13 protein-coding genes and 1 pseudogene are annotated in these 14,881 nt (G+C 68.6%); 1 reads left to right on the plus strand and 13 read right to left on the minus strand.

What is annotated here, in order from left to right; all coding sequences use genetic code 11:
* Positions 1 to 10 precede the first annotated feature (10 nt).
* On the plus strand, positions 11 to 772 hold the full coding sequence (locus WFJ97_RS09670) for an alpha/beta fold hydrolase (RefSeq protein ID WP_247623939.1): 762 nt from the start codon (positions 11 to 13) through the stop codon (positions 770 to 772).
* A gap of 243 nt (positions 773 to 1,015) precedes the next feature.
* On the opposite strand, the gene WFJ97_RS09675 is transcribed toward WFJ97_RS09670, so the two are convergent.
* The 13 genes and pseudogenes from WFJ97_RS09675 to WFJ97_RS09735 all read right to left on the minus strand — a co-directional run bounded on the left by WFJ97_RS09675 (position 1,016) and on the right by WFJ97_RS09735 (position 14,833).
* Positions 1,016 to 1,897, minus strand: a complete 882-nt coding sequence (locus WFJ97_RS09675) for a type IV toxin-antitoxin system AbiEi family antitoxin domain-containing protein (RefSeq protein WP_336641333.1) — start codon at positions 1,895 to 1,897, stop codon at positions 1,016 to 1,018.
* Between the two features lie 208 nt (positions 1,898 to 2,105).
* Positions 2,106 to 2,495 carry a monovalent cation/H(+) antiporter subunit G gene (gene mnhG, locus WFJ97_RS09680; protein WP_336641334.1) on the minus strand — a complete coding sequence of 130 codons (390 nt, stop codon included), beginning with the start codon at positions 2,493 to 2,495 and terminating at the stop codon, positions 2,106 to 2,108.
* Positions 2,492 to 2,761, minus strand: coding sequence for a monovalent cation/H+ antiporter complex subunit F (locus WFJ97_RS09685; RefSeq protein ID WP_247623942.1), 270 nt, complete (start codon positions 2,759 to 2,761; stop codon positions 2,492 to 2,494). Before WFJ97_RS09685 ends, mnhG begins: the two co-directional genes overlap by 4 nt.
* Positions 2,758 to 3,360 carry a Na+/H+ antiporter subunit E gene (locus tag WFJ97_RS09690; protein ID WP_336641335.1) on the minus strand — a complete coding sequence of 201 codons (603 nt, stop codon included), beginning with the start codon at positions 3,358 to 3,360 and terminating at the stop codon, positions 2,758 to 2,760. The genes WFJ97_RS09685 and WFJ97_RS09690 overlap by 4 nt, the downstream gene beginning before the upstream one ends.
* Positions 3,357 to 4,913 carry a Na+/H+ antiporter subunit D gene (locus tag WFJ97_RS09695; protein ID WP_336641336.1) on the minus strand — a complete coding sequence of 519 codons (1,557 nt, stop codon included), beginning with the start codon at positions 4,911 to 4,913 and terminating at the stop codon, positions 3,357 to 3,359. Before WFJ97_RS09695 ends, WFJ97_RS09690 begins: the two co-directional genes overlap by 4 nt.
* Positions 4,914 to 5,163: 250 nt before the next feature.
* Positions 5,164 to 5,659 (minus strand): annotated as a pseudogene (locus tag WFJ97_RS09700) (Na(+)/H(+) antiporter subunit C); the annotation flags it as partial.
* Positions 5,659 to 8,622 (minus strand): Na+/H+ antiporter subunit A, encoded by a 2,964-nt coding sequence (locus tag WFJ97_RS09705; protein ID WP_336641337.1) that lies wholly within the window; start codon positions 8,620 to 8,622, stop codon positions 5,659 to 5,661. The gene WFJ97_RS09705 and the pseudogene WFJ97_RS09700, both read right to left, overlap by 1 nt.
* A 203-nt stretch (positions 8,623 to 8,825) precedes the next feature.
* Positions 8,826 to 9,530: a GntR family transcriptional regulator gene (locus WFJ97_RS09710; RefSeq protein WP_247623947.1), complete on the minus strand. Its 705-nt coding sequence runs from the start codon at positions 9,528 to 9,530 to the stop codon at positions 8,826 to 8,828.
* Between the two features lie 5 nt (positions 9,531 to 9,535).
* Positions 9,536 to 10,564, minus strand: coding sequence for an aldo/keto reductase (locus tag WFJ97_RS09715; protein WP_336641338.1), 1,029 nt, complete (start codon positions 10,562 to 10,564; stop codon positions 9,536 to 9,538).
* Positions 10,561 to 11,724 carry a mandelate racemase/muconate lactonizing enzyme family protein gene (locus WFJ97_RS09720; RefSeq protein ID WP_336641339.1) on the minus strand — a complete coding sequence of 388 codons (1,164 nt, stop codon included), beginning with the start codon at positions 11,722 to 11,724 and terminating at the stop codon, positions 10,561 to 10,563. Before WFJ97_RS09720 ends, WFJ97_RS09715 begins: the two co-directional genes overlap by 4 nt.
* On the minus strand, positions 11,724 to 12,608 hold the full coding sequence (locus WFJ97_RS09725) for a carbohydrate ABC transporter permease (RefSeq protein WP_247623950.1): 885 nt from the start codon (positions 12,606 to 12,608) through the stop codon (positions 11,724 to 11,726). Before WFJ97_RS09725 ends, WFJ97_RS09720 begins: the two co-directional genes overlap by 1 nt.
* A complete protein-coding gene (locus WFJ97_RS09730) occupies positions 12,601 to 13,563 on the minus strand; it encodes a carbohydrate ABC transporter permease (protein ID WP_247623951.1) in 963 nt (320 codons plus the stop codon). Before WFJ97_RS09730 ends, WFJ97_RS09725 begins: the two co-directional genes overlap by 8 nt.
* 13 nt (positions 13,564 to 13,576) lie before the next feature.
* On the minus strand, positions 13,577 to 14,833 hold the full coding sequence (locus tag WFJ97_RS09735; RefSeq protein ID WP_336641340.1) for an ABC transporter substrate-binding protein: 1,257 nt from the start codon (positions 14,831 to 14,833) through the stop codon (positions 13,577 to 13,579).
* Positions 14,834 to 14,881: the final 48 nt, after the last annotated feature.

The following is a 14,881-nucleotide window of genomic DNA, read 5'->3' on the forward strand; positions in this document are numbered from 1 at the left end:
ACGTGGAACGGTGCCCACCAGCTATCTCGCCCCCGCCGGGACCCCCGTCACGCTCCTCGAGTTCGAGCACGCCGGGTCGACCCTGATCGCCGAGACCTTCGGCGAGGGCGAGCCGACGTTCCTTCTGCTGCACGGCATCGGCATGGGGCGCAGCGTCTACCTCGACATCGCGCAGCGGCTCCCGGGTCGGCTCATCGCGCTCGACCTGCCGGGGTTCGGCGAGGCCCCCGAACCCACCCGCACCCTCACGATGGAGCGCCACGCCGACCTCGTCGCGGCATACCTCCGGCACACGGGCGAGGGACCCGTCGTGGTGATCGGGCACTCGATGGGCAGCCAGATCGCGGCGGAGCTCGCGGCACGGCATCCGCTCCTCGTCTCGGGCGTCGTACTCGCCGGGCCCACCGTCGACAAGACCAAGCGCAACCTCGCCGCGCAGGGCTCGTACCTGATGCGCGACCTGATGGGCGAGCGACCGCTGGTGATCTGGCGCGGCGCCCGCGAGTACCTGCGCGGCGGGCCGCACCTGATCCGCAAGATCAGGGCCACGATCGCTCACCAGCCCGAGAAGGCGTTCGTGCGCATCACGGTGCCGGTGCTCGTGCTGCGCGGTGAAGACGACCCGCTCGCGCCGATGAGCTGGTGCCGTGCGATCCTCGATGCGATTCCCGGCGCCCGGCTCGAGGTGATCCCCGACCACGGGCACGGCACGCTGATCAGCGACTCCGAGCCCGCCGCCCGCCTGATCGAGGGCTTCGCCGCCGAGTTGTGAGGGGCGTCGCGCAGCGCGCATAACTCCGGAGAAAGGTCGCACGCACCGGCCACAGGCTCGCGGTAGCCACATCGACGGCGCTTTCTCCGGAGTTATGAACAGAGCGTCCAGAGCGAACGCTCGGACGAGCGCACTCCTCCCACTCACCGGCCACCGGTCTCGGACGTCGACAACTCCGGAATTCTGCGCGCTCTCGCCCCCTTTACGAGCGCAAGTGTGTGCTGAGCCCCTGAGTATCCGGAATTATGAACGCCGGCCGCGTCCGCCACGCATGCCAAGAGCAGCCATCACGTCGATCACGGCACCTCGCACGATGTCCGGTCGCTCCATGACGTCCGTTGCAAGCGGTCGAATCGTGACGTAGCCGCGTGCGGCAGCAGCCAGGTCACGTCTCCGATCCTCGACCTGCGCGAGCCATCCTTCGTGAAACTCCCTGCTGTCGCACTCGATGATCAACCACCCCTCGATGACGAAGTCCACGCGCCCGACTCCTTCTATGCGCACCTGCGTCTCGTACTCCGCGCCCATCGCCTTCAGGATGAGGCGCATGAAGGTCTCCGGCCCCGACTCTGCGGTCGCATCGACGAGGGAAAGAAGGCGGGCGTAGCGCTGCGGCAACCCGTCGAAGATTGTGGCGAGTTGTCTCCGAGTCAGAAGCCTGTGGTGGAGCAGGCTGTCGAGCGTCGCCAGTGCACCACGAGGCGTCTGGCATCTGATCGCATGTCGGACGACATCCTCGAATGCCGCCGCATGCAGGGGCGCCGGCACGGACGACGGTGCGCTCCAATGCAGCCGAGTGCGTGCTGAGCCAGGCGGTCGCACGCGCGACGCGTCGGGTGCGAGTTGCACGTGCAGGCCCGAGGCCCGATGCACGAAGATTCCGATCGCCACGAGAAGCGACAGGCAGGACAGTCGTCCACCGATGCGCACGGCCTCTGCGACCTCGGCCGCGATGTCCGGATACGCATAGCGATCTCGTCGCAGCCGTAGCAGCGCTCCCGCCTCGACGGCCCGCGTGATCGAGCGCCCGCTCAGCCCGCGAGCGAGCAGATCCGATCGCGTGAACACGCAGGGCGCATACACCTCTACGACTCGATCTCTGACGGCTTTCTTGCTGTTTCGCACCACAGCAGTGTGTGCGGCGGGGGGCCTGCGCTACTCACGTATCGCGGCCATCGGAACAAGTCCGGCACACTGGCGCGCCGTGGAGGAGTAGTGGCGCCCTCCCAGCTTGTTCATGACTCCGGAGAAACTGATGGGATGGCGCTCAGGACAACAGATTCAGGTGGATAGTGCCTGATTATCCGGAGTTGTGAACCGACGCGCCCGCGCACTACCCCGCGGCGGGCGGGGTCTGCTTGGCGTCGGCGAGCTCGTCGACGACGAGGTGGCGCTGATCGGCGGAGCCGTTGCGGTACGCCTGGCGTCCGACCATGTGCGCCGAGAGCGGGGCGGTCGCGAACTGCATGAGCACGATCGGGGCGACCAGCAGCAGCCCCAGCAGGATGCCGCCGACGCTGCGCTGCGCGAGGGCGACCGCGAGGCAGATGAACACGAGTCCGAGCACCTGCGGCTTGGTGGCGGCGTGCAGTCGTGACGGCACATCGCGGAAGTGCAGCAGTCCGACCGCGGCCGAGAGGCAGAGCAGCGCGCCGAGCAGGATGAGCACGAGCACCGTGACGTCGATCACGGCGTCGGGGATGACGAGACCGAACATGTTCATGGCGTCGTGTTGTCCCTTCGTGCGACGAAGCGGGCGACCGAGATCGATCCGAAGACGCCGATCGCCGCGATGATGAGCAGCACCGGGATGCTGCGCGTATGGCCGTTGATCGCCATCTCGGCACCGAGCACGCACATGACCTCGGTGAGCAGCACGTCGGAGGCGACCGCGCGGTCGAGGATCGTGGGCCCGCGGAAGATGCGGATGACGGTGAGGATCGCGGCGATGCCGAACACCACCATGATCACGAGCAGCAGGATGTTCACCGGGCACCGCCCTTCGTCGAAGATCCGGCGGCGGTCACGCGTGCCCGCTCATCGGCCTTGAGCGCACGATACTGCGCGGGATCGCCGAGCGCACGCACCACCCGCCGCTCCCAGCGCAGCACGATGCGGCGCTGCTTCTCGACGTCGTCCATCCCATCCACGCCGATCACGTGCATGTAGAGAACGCGGCGATCACGGTCGGCCTCCACCACGAGCGAGCCCGGCACGAGCGATGACACGACAGCGACGTGCGTCATGACGAGGTCGTCGGCGTAGCGCAGCGGCACCGCGATGATGGCGGTGCCCGGCTGCTTGCGGAAGTCGAAGACCTGGATGGCGACGGTGACGGCACCGCGCAGCAGCGCCCAGAGGAACTGCACCACGAACAGCGCGGCGTAGAAGACGTTGACCCGCCCCGACAGCTCGACCGTCGGCAGGCGGAACACCCGGGTCACGAACACCGCGACGACGAGTCCGGAGACGAACGCCAGCAGCGTGAACTGCCCCCACAGCAGCATCCACAGCACGACCAGCCAGGCGAGGAACGGCAGCTGGGCGCGCAGGTCGCGCCAGAAGTGGCGCTTGCCCTCGGGACTCATCCGCCCACCTCCTCTTCGAGCTGCACGAGGTTGACGGGCTGCAGCAGCGTCTCGCCGATGCGGTCGCAGAGCTCGTAGAGCGGGCCCGCGAAGACGGTGAGCGCGACGGTGACCCCGACCATGCCGGCGGTCGCGAGCGTCATGATCTTGGGGATGCGGCGACGCTCCTGCTGCTCATCGGCGGCGGGCGCGTTGCCGAGGTACGAGATGCGTCCCTCGGTCTCGGTCGAGTCCTCCTCCTCACGCCAGAACGCGAGGTTCCAGGCGCGCATGAGCGCGTACAGGGTGAGGAGCGAGGTGAGGATGCCGCCCATGATCAGCACGATCATGAGGGGGGTGCCGACGGATGCCGCGGCCTCGAAGAGCGCGAACTTTCCGATGAACCCGGAGAAGGGTGGCAACCCGCCGAGGTTGATCGCGGGGATGAAGTAGAGCACCGCGATGACCGGCGCGATCTTCAGCAGCCCCTTGACCCGCAGGATCGAGGTGCTGCCGGCTCTTCGTTCGATCAGCCCCACGGCGAGGAACAGGGTCGTCTGCACGACGATGTGGTGCACGATGTAATACACCGTGGCGCCGATGGCCGCGGGCGTCGCGATCGCGAGACCGAAGATCATGTACCCGACATGGCTGACGAGCGTGAACGACAGGATTCGTTTGAGCTCGGCTTGCGCGACGGCGCCGAGCACGCCGACGACCATGGTCGCCAGGGCGATGATCAACAGCAGCGTGTCGATGCTGTTCGAGGCGAACAGCTGCGTCTCGGTGCGGATGAGCGCGTAGACGCCGACCTTGGTCAGCAATCCGGCGAAGACGGCGGTGACCGGGGCGGGCGCGGTCGGGTAGGAGTCGGGCAGCCAGAACGACACCGGGAAGATGGCGGCCTTGATGCCGAACGCCACGACGAGCATGAGGTGCAGCACGAGCTGCGTCTCCTGCGGCAGCTCGGCCATGCGCTCGGCGATCTGCGCCATGTTGACCGTGCCGACGGCTCCGTAGATCATCGCGATCGACGCGAGGAACAGGATCGACGACACCAGCGACACGACGATGTACACGGCGCCGGTGCGGATGCGCGACTCGGTGCTGCCCAGCGTGATCAGCACGTACGAGGCCACGAGCAGGATCTCGAACCCGACGTACAGATTGAACAGGTCGCCCGCGATGAAGGCGTTGAAGATGCCCGCCGCGAGGATCAGGTACGAGGGGTTGAAGATCGAGATCGGGGTCTCGTCGGTGCCGTCGGCGGCACCCTGGCCGATCGAGAAGAGGAGCACGGCGAGCAGCACGATGCTCGAGATCAGCACGAGGAGGGCGGCGAGCCGATCGACGTAGAGCACGATGCCGAACGGCACCGGCCATCCGCCCACCGACACCGCGATCGGGGTGTCACCGGCGTCGACGGCGACCAGCAGCACGGCGGCGATCACCGAGACGGCGGCGAGCGTGACGACGGTGACGAACACCTGCAGGCGCGCGTTGCGACCGAAGACGAGCGTGATCGCGGCGCCCAGCAGCGGGAGCCCGACGAGGAGGGGGACCAGAACGCTCATCGGCGATCCTCCTCATCGGTGTGCTCGGGGGCGTTGTCGTCGGATGCCGGATCGAAAGCCGTGTCTCGGGCCGCGTCCGCGGCATCCGTTTCGTCGGCATCGGCGGCGTGGGTGTCGGCATCCGTCCGGAAGGAGGATCCCTCGGCATCCGCTTCGTCGACGGACTCGGTCTCCTCTTCGTCGTCGTCGGGAGGCGCCGATTCGGCATCGAGGACGCCCGCGGAGGCATTCGTCCCGTACGAGCCGTAGGCACGATCGACGGGCGCGTCGTCTTGGATCGACGAGTGGTCGCGCATGTGGAGCACCGTGATCGGCGCGGTCTGCACGCCGACGAAGTCGGTGGTGGCCTCGTCGTCGTCGGACTCGGACTCGTCGTCCATGAGATCTTCGTCGGCGTCGGTGCGCTCGCGCAGCGCGATGTCGGCCTCGTCGTCCTCGACCGTGTCGGCCTGGCCCAGCTGCCAGGAGCGGTAGATGAGCGCGAGCAGGAACGCCGACACCGCGAACGTGATGACGATGGCGGTGAGGGTGAGCGCCTGCGGGAGCGGATCGCTGATCTCGCCGTCGACACCGTAGAACGGCGCGCGTCCGGGCACGCCCATGACGATCATCAGCAGCAGGTTCGTCGCGTTGCCGAGCAGCAGGAATCCGATGAGCACGCGGGTCAGGCTGCGCTCGAGCATCGCGTACACGCCGCAGGCGAAGAGCACGGCCATGATCACGATGAGGGTGAGCGAGACGTCCATCAGTGGGCACCCCGCCTCTCACGCGAGACCATCGGCGCATCGCGCAGCGCCTGGGTCTGACGGTCGACCTCGGCCCCGAGGCTGCGCAGCACGTCGAGCACGAGGCCGATGACGACGAGGTAGACGCCCACGTCGAAGATCGTCGAGGTGACGAACTCCATGTGGCCGAAGCCGGGGATCTCCCACTCCCAGAACGTGCTGGTGAGCGGCGCCTGACCGAAGAACAGGGGGATCAGCGCGCTGCCGACCGCGAGGATGAGGCCCGCGCCGAGCAGGCGTCCCGCGTCGGTGGGTGCGGCTGCACCGAGCTCCCAGCGGCCACCCGCGATGTAGCGCATGACGAGCGCCATGCCCGCGACGAGACCGCCGGCGAAACCGCCGCCGGGGAGGTTGTGACCGGAGAAGAGCAGGAAGATCGACACCACGATGATGGTGTGGAACAGCACCCGGACGATCACCTCGAGCAGGATCGACCGGTTCTCGGGCTTCATCTTCGTTCCGCCGACGAGCCAGGCACGGGGGCTGCTCTCGTTCTCGGTGGTCTGGAAACGGATGCCCTCGGTCGTCTCGACCAGCGGGCGGCTCTGCGTGCGGCGGCGCTTCGACCGCGGCAGCTTGAGGGTGGCGGCGAGCATGTCGGCGCGATGGGTGACGAAGACGAGCGAGGCCACACCGGTCGCGGCGAGCACGAGCACCGACAGCTCACCCATCGTGTCCCATCCACGCAGGTCGACCAGGGCGACGTTGACGACGTTCTTGCCGTGGCCGATCTCGTAGGCGAGCTGCGCGAACGAGGTGGAGATGGGCTCGTGGATGCGCGACTGCGTGGCGACCACGGCGACGAGCGCCATCGTGAGACCGACGCCCACCGCGAGCAGCGCCCGTGGGATGCGCCCGACCGAGGCGTTGTGCTCGCCCATCTTCGAGGGCAGGCGGCGCAGCACGAGGGCGAAGGTGACCATCGTGACGGTCTCGACGAGGATCTGCGTGAGCGCGAGGTCGGGGGCGCCGCTGGTCGCGAACAGCACCACCATGCCGAGGCCCGTGACCGACACGAGCACGACTCCGGTGTAGCGCTTCTGCGCCCGCACCGCGAAGAGACCGGCGGCCGCCATGATCGGCGCCACGACGATCTGCACCGGCGTGTGCCAGGCCGACAACTGGAAGCGGTCGATGTCGGTCGCGACGAGCGCCGTGACCTCGGCGGCGACGAACACCACGAAGATCGTGCCGACGTACACGGGCAGCGAACCGCGCTGGGTGAGGGTCGTGCTGAGCACCGACAGCCGGTCGACACCGCGCATGACGAAGTAGTAGACATCGGCCGCGGTGAACGGCAGCAGGCGGGCCTTGCGGTCCCAGCCCGTGCGGCGGGAGAGCAGGAAGATCCCGAAGCCCAGCACGATCGACAGGATCGAGATGCCGAGCGCCGGCTCGAAGCCGTGCCAGAGGGCGAGGTGCCCCGGGCCTTCGACGGCCAGCCCCTCGGCGTCGAGGCCGGGGGTCGCCGTGACCGCGTACCCCTGCAGCGCGACGTCGAGCGCGGGAGCGCCGATGCCGGCGGCGAGCGTGACACCCGCGAGGATGATCGGCGCCGACAGGAAGCCGACGGGCGGGTCGGGCCAGGGGGTGTCCGGCATCCGATCGCCCTGCGCGTCGCGCTTGGTCCAGAAGGCTCCCCAGAGGAAGCGCACGCCATATGCCGCAGTGAGCATGGATCCGAGGATCACGCCGATCAGGGCGACGAGTCCCCACGCGGATCCGCCGATCGCATCATCGAGCAGGGCGGTGAGCGTCGACTCCTTCGCCACGAAACCGAGGGTCGGGGCGACGCCGGCCATGGAGGCGATCGAGATGAACGCCGCCGTCGTCATGACCGGGGCCTGCCGGCCCACGCCCGAGAGCTCGTTGATGTCACGCGTCGAGAGCTGGCGGTCGATCACACCCACGATGAGGAAGAGCGCCGACTTGAACAGCGCGTGGCCGATGACCAGCGCGAGCCCCGCCAGCGCCGCGGCCTGCGTGCCGTAGCCGACGACCACGGCGAAGAAACCGAGCTGGCTGACGGTGCCGAAGGCGAGGATGCGCTTGAGGTCGGTCTCGCGCAGCGCCTGGAACCCGCCGATCAGCATCGTCAGGATGCCGAGGCTGATCACGATCGGACGCCAGGTGGGGCTCAGCGCGAAGATCGGCGCGAAGCGCGCGATGAGGTAGATACCCGCCTTCACCATCGCGGCGGCGTGCAGGTAGGCGCTCACCGGAGTGGGAGCGGCCATCGCACCGGGCAGCCAGAAGTGGAACGGGAAGATCGCCGACTTGCTGATCGCGCCGATCAGGAGCATGACGATCGCGGCATCGATCATCGGACCGGTCGGCACCTCGGCGAGGATCTCGCGGATGCTCGACGTTCCGGCATCCACCACCAGCAGCACGACGCCGACGAACATCACGAGTCCGCCGAGCGTGGTGACCAGCAGCGCCTGCAGCGCGGCACGACGGCTGGCCGCGCGACGGCGGTAGTGACCGATGAGGAGGTACGAGAGGATGCTCGTCACCTCCCAGAACATGACGAGCATGACCAGGTCGTCGGTGAGCACGAGGCCGTACATCGCGCCGGCGAAGCCCAGCAGAACGCCGGCGAACTGGCCGATCCCGGCCGAGTCGTCGTGGAAGTACCAGCGGCAGTAGAGGAGAACGAGCGAACCGACACCCGTGACGATGAGCGTGAGCACCCAGCCGAGCACGTCCATGTTCATCGACAGGTTCAGCCCGAGCTGCGGGATCCACGACACCGAGACGAACGGGGAGTCGCCGTCGATCACCTGCGGCGTCATCACCAGCGCATGGACGAATGCCGCCGCGGGAATGAGAGCGGCGATCGCGAATGCCTGAGACCCCAGCCAGCGCACCAGAACGGGCATCAGGAGAGACCCGAGGAGGAACACGGCGAGGAGCGTCAGCATATACGCGGCTCCTCAGGGCTCGTCGGCCGGGGGAAAACGGCGCAGGCGGGCGGGTGTCTGGTTCTATTCTACCTGGCGTTAGGGAACCGTTAGGCCGCGGCCCTGAGGCGGGGCCCTTCGACAGGCTCAGGGACCCACGGTCGCGACCTCAGGGACCCACCACGACCGGGTCGCTGAGCCTGTCGAAGCGTCCCGCCCCGGAGCTACTCCGAGCGCGCCGCGAGCACCGGTCCGAGGCGGGCGTAGGAGTTGGTGATGTGGGTGAGCATGGCGGCTGCCGCGGCATCCGCATCGCGATCGCGCAGCGCGGAGAGGATCTTCTCGTGCTCGCTGACCGTGTCGTCTTCGAAGTCGTGGCGGAAGTTGAGCCGGTAGAGGTGCATGTGCGAGCGCAGCCGCACGATCGCCTCCGAGAGCAGCGGGCTCTGCGCGTGCTCGGCGATGAGGTGGTGGAAGTGCAGGTCCTCGTCGATGAAGCGGCGGTAGTTCTCGAAGTGCTCGTCGTCGTCGGGGGCGGATGCCGTGCGCATCTGCGCCACCGAGGCGGCGAGCTCGGCCTCGGTCTCGGCGTCGATGTGCGTCGTCGCGCGGCGTGCCGCTTCGGGCTCGAGGAGTTCGCGCATGTCGTAGAGGTCGCGCAGGCCGTCGGCATCGAGCAGCGGGGTGGCGACGTAGCCCTTGAGCGCGCGCTTGATCACGAGCCCCTCGGACTCGAGGCGGGTGAGTGCCTCGCGCACCGGGGTCGGCGAGACGTCGAGGTCGCGGGCGACCGCGTCGATGTTCACGCGGGCACCGGGTTCGATCACCCGGTCCATGAGCAGCCCGAGCACGGCGTCGTAGACGTCGTCGACGAGGGCACGGCGGGCGGGCAGAGCCCGTGGTCCACGGGCTTCGTCGTCGCTGAACATGAGTCTCATCGTACGGGTTGCCCTTCTCGCGCCCGCGGCTGCCGCGCGGAGGCATCCGTTCCCAGCAGGCCCTGCTCCTGCAGTTCGCGCCAGACTTCCTCCGGCACCGGTCGGTCGGCGAGCGCGCTGTTCTGCGCGAGTTGGGCGGCGCTGGCCCCGCCCAGCACGACGGCCGCGACGGCCGGATGCCGCAGCGGGAACTGCACCGCCAGCTCGGGCAGCGTGCGGCCGTGCCGATGCGCGATGCGCGCGATCTCCTGCGCGCGCTCGACGACCGCGCGGTCGGCGGGACCGTAATCGAACAGGCTCCCCTGCCCGGGGGTATCGGTCGCGAGGATGCCGGAGTTGAAGACGGCCGCGGCGAGCACCGAGACATCGCGCTCGGCGGCGAGGGGCAGCAGGTCGTCGCCGGCGGACTGGTCGAGCAGCGTCCAACGCCCGGCGACCATCATCACGTCGGCATCCGTCTCGCGCACGAACCGGGCGAGCATAGCGCTCTGGTTCATGCCCGCCCCGAACGAGCGGATCACGCCCTGGTCGCGCAGCTCGCTGAGCGCGGGGAAGGCGCCGTCGAGCGCCTCGGCCTCGAAGTCGTCGGGGTCGTGCACCAGCACCAGGTCGATCCGGTCGAGGACGAGGCGCGTGAGCGAGTCGTCGATCGAGCGCAGCACCCCGTCGCGCGAGTAGTCGCGCACGCGCCGATGATCGGCGGGCACGGCGAACAGGTTGTCGATGTCGGTGCGGCCCGCGGCATCCTGCGGCACGAGCAGCCGTCCGACCTTGGTCGAGACGATGAACTCCTCGCGCGGCAGCGCCCGCAGGCTCTCGCCCAACCGCCGTTCGGCCAGACCGAGACCGTAGTGCGGGGCGACGTCGAAGTAGCGGATGCCGCCGGCCCACGCCGCGGGCACCACCTCGGGCCAGGCATCGTCGGCGAGCGCGCTGTAGAGGTTGCCGAGCGCGGCCGCGCCGTACCCGATCGGCGGGGCCGAGAGTCCGCCGCGACCGATGCGCACGGGAACGGGACGGGTCACGAGACGATCAACCGCCCGAGCGCCTCGTCGTCCCACGCGATGCCGAGGCCCGCCGTGGTCGGCGCCCAGCCGCGACCGCCCTCGATGCGCAGCTCGTCGGTGGTGACGGCGCGCAGCTGCGGGATGTGCTCGAGGTAGAGGGCGTTCGGGATTGCGCACACGAGCGACACGTGCAGCTCCATGAGGAAGTGCGGGGCGACGGGGGCGTTGAACGATTCCGCCAGGTGCGCGATCTTGAGCCAGGGCGTGATGCCGCCGACCCGCGCGACATCGGGCTGCACGATCGAGGCGCCCCCGCGCTGCAGGTGCTCGCGGAAGTGGCCGATCGAGTACATGCTCTCGCCGACCGCGACCGGCACCGAGGTCGACCGGGCGAGCTGGCGATGGCCCTCGATGTCTTCCGCGGGCAGCGGCTCCTCGAACCAGAACACGTCGACCTGCTCGAACAGGCGCGCACGGCGCACCGCCTCCGACACCGTGAACGACTGGTTGGCGTCGACCATGATGTCGAGGTCGTCGCCGACGGCGTCGCGCACGGCCCTCAGACGCTCGAGGTCCTGGTGACCGCGGGGCTTGCCGACCTTGATCTTCACCCCGCCCATGCCGCGCTCTTTCGAGGCGACCGCGTGCGCGACGAGCTCGTCGACGGAGAGGTGCAGCCATCCGCCCTCGGTGTCGTACATCGGGATCGACGGCGAGGCTCCCCCGCCGGCGACCCACAGCGGCAGGCCGGCGCGGCGGGTCTTCGCATCCCACACCGCCGTGTCGACCGCGGCGAGCGCCAGCGCGGTGATCGGCCCGACGGTGGTGGCGCGGGTGATGCCGAACAGCGCGAGCCACACCGCCTCGGGCCTCTCGGCCTCCAGCCCGATCAGTGCGGGCAGCAGCGTCTCGCGCAGCAGGCTCAGCACCGCCCCGCCGCCCGTGCCGATCGTGTAGCTGTAGCCCACGCCCTCGGTGCCGTCGGCCGTGCGGATCCGCACGAAGATCGTCTCCTGCTTGACGAAGGTCTGCATGGCGTCGGTGCGCACGGTCTCGACCGGCAGGTCGACGAGCTGCGCCTCGACGTGCACGATCCGGCTGCCCGCCGTCACATCTGCGACGGCCGTGGTGGTGGTGGCGTCGAGGATGCTCGAGCCGGTGTTCTGCGATGCGTTCATCATCGTCCTCCGAGTCCGCCCAGGGTGACCCCCTTGATGAGCTGCCGTTGCAGCAGCAGCACGAGGATCAACGAGGGGATGACGGCGAGCGTCGACGCCGCCATGAGTAGCGACCATTGCGTGCCGAACTGGCCGGTGAACATCCCCAGCCCGAGCGGCACGGTCGCCATGTCCTGTGTGTTGATGATGATCAGCGGCCACAGGTACGAGTTCCAGTAGCCGATGAACGAGAAGACCGCGAGCACGCTCAGCGGTGCGACCAGCTGCGGCAGCAGCACCGACCAGAGCGTGCGCAGGCGCGAGGCGCCGTCGATGAGCGCGGCCTCCTCGTACTCGATCGGGATCGTGAGGAAGAACTGGCGCATGAGGAACGTGCCGAACGCGGTGAAGGCGAACGGGATGATGAGCGCGCCGTAGGTGTCGTTCCAGCCCCAGCTGTTGATCATGATGAACAGCGGCACGACGAGCACCTCCTGCGGCAGCACAAGCGTGAGCACGAACAGCAGGAAGAGCTTGTCGCGGAATTTGAAGCGCAGCCGCGAGAAGGCATAGGCCGAGAGCACGGCGACGACGACCGAGAGCGCGGCACCGGCGATCGCGACGATGAGCCCGTTGAGGATGAAGCGCCCGAAGGGCACGACCGTCCACGCCTCGACGAAGTTCGCCCAGCGGATCTCGGACCCGAAGATCTGCGGCGTCGCCGTGAAGACCTCGTTCTCGGGCTTGAGGGCCGTGAGGAACATCCAGATGAAGGGGAACGCGAAGATCAGCGCGACGAGCGCGATCGCGGCGGTGTTCAGCCACTCCTTGAGGGTCGATCGGCGCTGGTGCCGACGGCGCGGCAGGATCAGCAGCGCGGTCGCCGAGAGGTCACGATCACTCATAGTTCACCCACTTGCGCTGGCCGACGAACTGCAGGGCCGTGATGAGCATCACCACGACGAAGAGGATCCACGCGAGGGCGGAGGCGTAGCCGAGCCGGTCGAAGACGAAGCCGTTGCGGTAGAGGTACAGCACGAACGTGTTGGTGCTCTCGCCCGGGCCGCCCTGCGTGAGGAAGAGCGGTTGGACGAACACCTGGAAGGCGCCGATCATCGTCATGGTCGAGCAGAAGAAGAGCGAGGGCGAGAGCAGCGGGAGGATGATGTACCGCAGTCGCTGCCAGGCGCTGGTGCCGTCGATGCGGGATGCCTCGAGCAGCTCTTTCGGGATGGCGCTGAGTCCCGCCGACAGCACGATGACGTTGTAGCCGAACGACTGCCACACCGACATCGCGATCACCGAGGGCAGTGCCCAGGCCGAGTCGGAGAGCCAGTTGGGTCCGTCGATGCCGACGGTGGCGAGCATCGAGTTCACGAGACCGTCCTGCGAGAGCAGCAGGCGCCAGACGAGGGCGTTCGCGACCATCGGGGTGATGACCGGGAGGAAGAAGATCACCCGCCACGCGCCCGCGGCCTTCATGCGGGTGTTGAGCCAGAGCGAGATCGTGAGAGCGACGAACAGGTTCAGCGCCGTGTAGACCACGGCGAAGATGACCGTGTTGCCGAGCACCGTGTAGAAGGTCGGGTCGCGGAACAGCTTGACGTAGTTCTCGAGGCCGATGAAATCCGGGTTTCCGAACAGCTTCCAGTCGAAGAGGCTGATGAAGGCCGACCCGAACAGCGGGGTGAGGATGAAAAGGACGAACCCGATCATCCCGGGGGCGAGGAACGCGACCGCCACCCACCCGTTCCCACGCCGACGCGGCAGCCGCGGCCCCGGCGGGGCGGGGGCGCCGATGGGCACCCCCGCCACGCCGGGCATCGCGGAGGAGGCCGTGGCCTCGCTCCGGTCGCTCATGATCGCCATCCGCTCAGCCCGCGACCGAGTTCGTGATCGTGTCCATGATCTCCTCCGCCGTCAGCTCAGCCCGGTAGCCCTGCACGCCGTACTGCGTCATCAGGGTCTCGACCTGGTTCCAGGTCGGGGTGGTGCGCTGCGGGGTCGCGTTCGAGAGCAGAGCCTCGACGACCTCCGACGAGCCCTCGGTCTTGCCCTCGGCCCAGGCCGGGAGCGCCTCGATGCGGGCGGGAACGATGCCGCGGGCCTCGGCCTGCTTCTCCTGCACCGACAGCGAGGTGAGCGCCTCGATGGCCGCGAACGCCTCGTCGGGGCGGTCGCAGTTCGCCGCGATGCCGAAGCCGGAGCCGGCGGTCATCGCCGCGGCCTCACCGCTGGTCGACGGAACGATCGAGACGCCGAGGGTGAAGTCCGCGGCATCCGCGAAGCTGCCGTACATCCACGGACCCTCGATGAGCATCGGCACCTCGCCGCTGGTGAAGGCCTGCTGCGAGACCTCCGAGCCGTCGGCGGCCTCGGGGGCCTTCGCGACGCCCTCGACCGCGACGAGGTCGAAGAAGCTCTGGATCTGCTCGACGAACTCGGGGTTGGTGAGGTCGAGCTCGCCGTCCTCGGTGACCGCGGGCACGCCGTCGGCCAGCGACCACGCGTTCGGGATGAAGATGCCGGGCGCGAGCGCGAGGCCCTTCTTGTCGCCGTCGGTGAGGGCCTTGGCATCCGACACGAACTGGTCGCGCGTGTAGGTCGCCCCCGGCAGCTCGAGGCCGGCGGCCTGGAACGCCTCGACGTTGTAGAAGAGCACGATGGGCTCGGCGTCGTAGGGGATCGCACGGATCGTGCCGTCGACCGTCATGCCGCTGAGCATCGACTCGTCGATGTTCTCGATGTCGAAGCCGCTCTTCTCGATCAGGTCGTCGAGGGGCATGAGCAGGTCGCCGAGCTCCTGTGCACGGGCGGCCTGGGTCGTGAGCAGGCAGGGCGGGTTGGCACCCGAGAGGCGGGTCTTCACCTTGGTCCAGTAGTCGGAGAAGCTCGGTCCCTCGACCGAGATGTCGAGGTCGGGATCCTCGGCCTGCGCCCCGGAGATGAAGTCGGCCCACTGGGCCTGGTCGCCCTCGCTCGCGGCCCAGGTGTAGAGCACGAGCGGGCCGCCCGCCTCGCCGCCGCCTCCCCCGCCGCCGCTCGCGCACCCCGCGAGAGCGAGGGCGCTGAGGCCGGCGACGCCGGTGAGGATGAGGCGCTTCGCGCGCCGGTTCGAGACTGCATTCATACTGACTGCCTCCTTCATTGGATGCTGCAACTGATGCGTGTGTTGTTG

Source organism: Microbacterium sp. USHLN272 (genome assembly GCF_037149655.1).
Taxonomy (GTDB): Bacteria; Actinomycetota; Actinomycetes; order Actinomycetales; family Microbacteriaceae; genus Microbacterium; species Microbacterium galbinum.

Coding starts and splice junctions, on each gene's coding strand:
- mnhG (WP_336641334.1), bottom strand. CDS start 2,495: ATGAACATGTTCGGTCTCGTCATCCCCGACGCCGTGATCGACGTCACG.
- WFJ97_RS09690 (WP_336641335.1), bottom strand. CDS start 3,360: ATGAGTCCCGAGGGCAAGCGCCACTTCTGGCGCGACCTGCGCGCCCAG.
- WFJ97_RS09695 (WP_336641336.1), bottom strand. CDS start 4,913: ATGAGCGTTCTGGTCCCCCTCCTCGTCGGGCTCCCGCTGCTGGGCGCC.
- WFJ97_RS09705 (WP_336641337.1), bottom strand. CDS start 8,622: ATGCTGACGCTCCTCGCCGTGTTCCTCCTCGGGTCTCTCCTGATGCCC.
- WFJ97_RS09710 (WP_247623947.1), bottom strand. CDS start 9,530: ATGTTCAGCGACGACGAAGCCCGTGGACCACGGGCTCTGCCCGCCCGC.
- WFJ97_RS09720 (WP_336641339.1), bottom strand. CDS start 11,724: ATGAACGCATCGCAGAACACCGGCTCGAGCATCCTCGACGCCACCACC.
- WFJ97_RS09725 (WP_247623950.1), bottom strand. CDS start 12,608: ATGAGTGATCGTGACCTCTCGGCGACCGCGCTGCTGATCCTGCCGCGC.
- WFJ97_RS09730 (WP_247623951.1), bottom strand. CDS start 13,563: ATGAGCGACCGGAGCGAGGCCACGGCCTCCTCCGCGATGCCCGGCGTG.
- WFJ97_RS09735 (WP_336641340.1), bottom strand. CDS start 14,833: ATGAATGCAGTCTCGAACCGGCGCGCGAAGCGCCTCATCCTCACCGGC.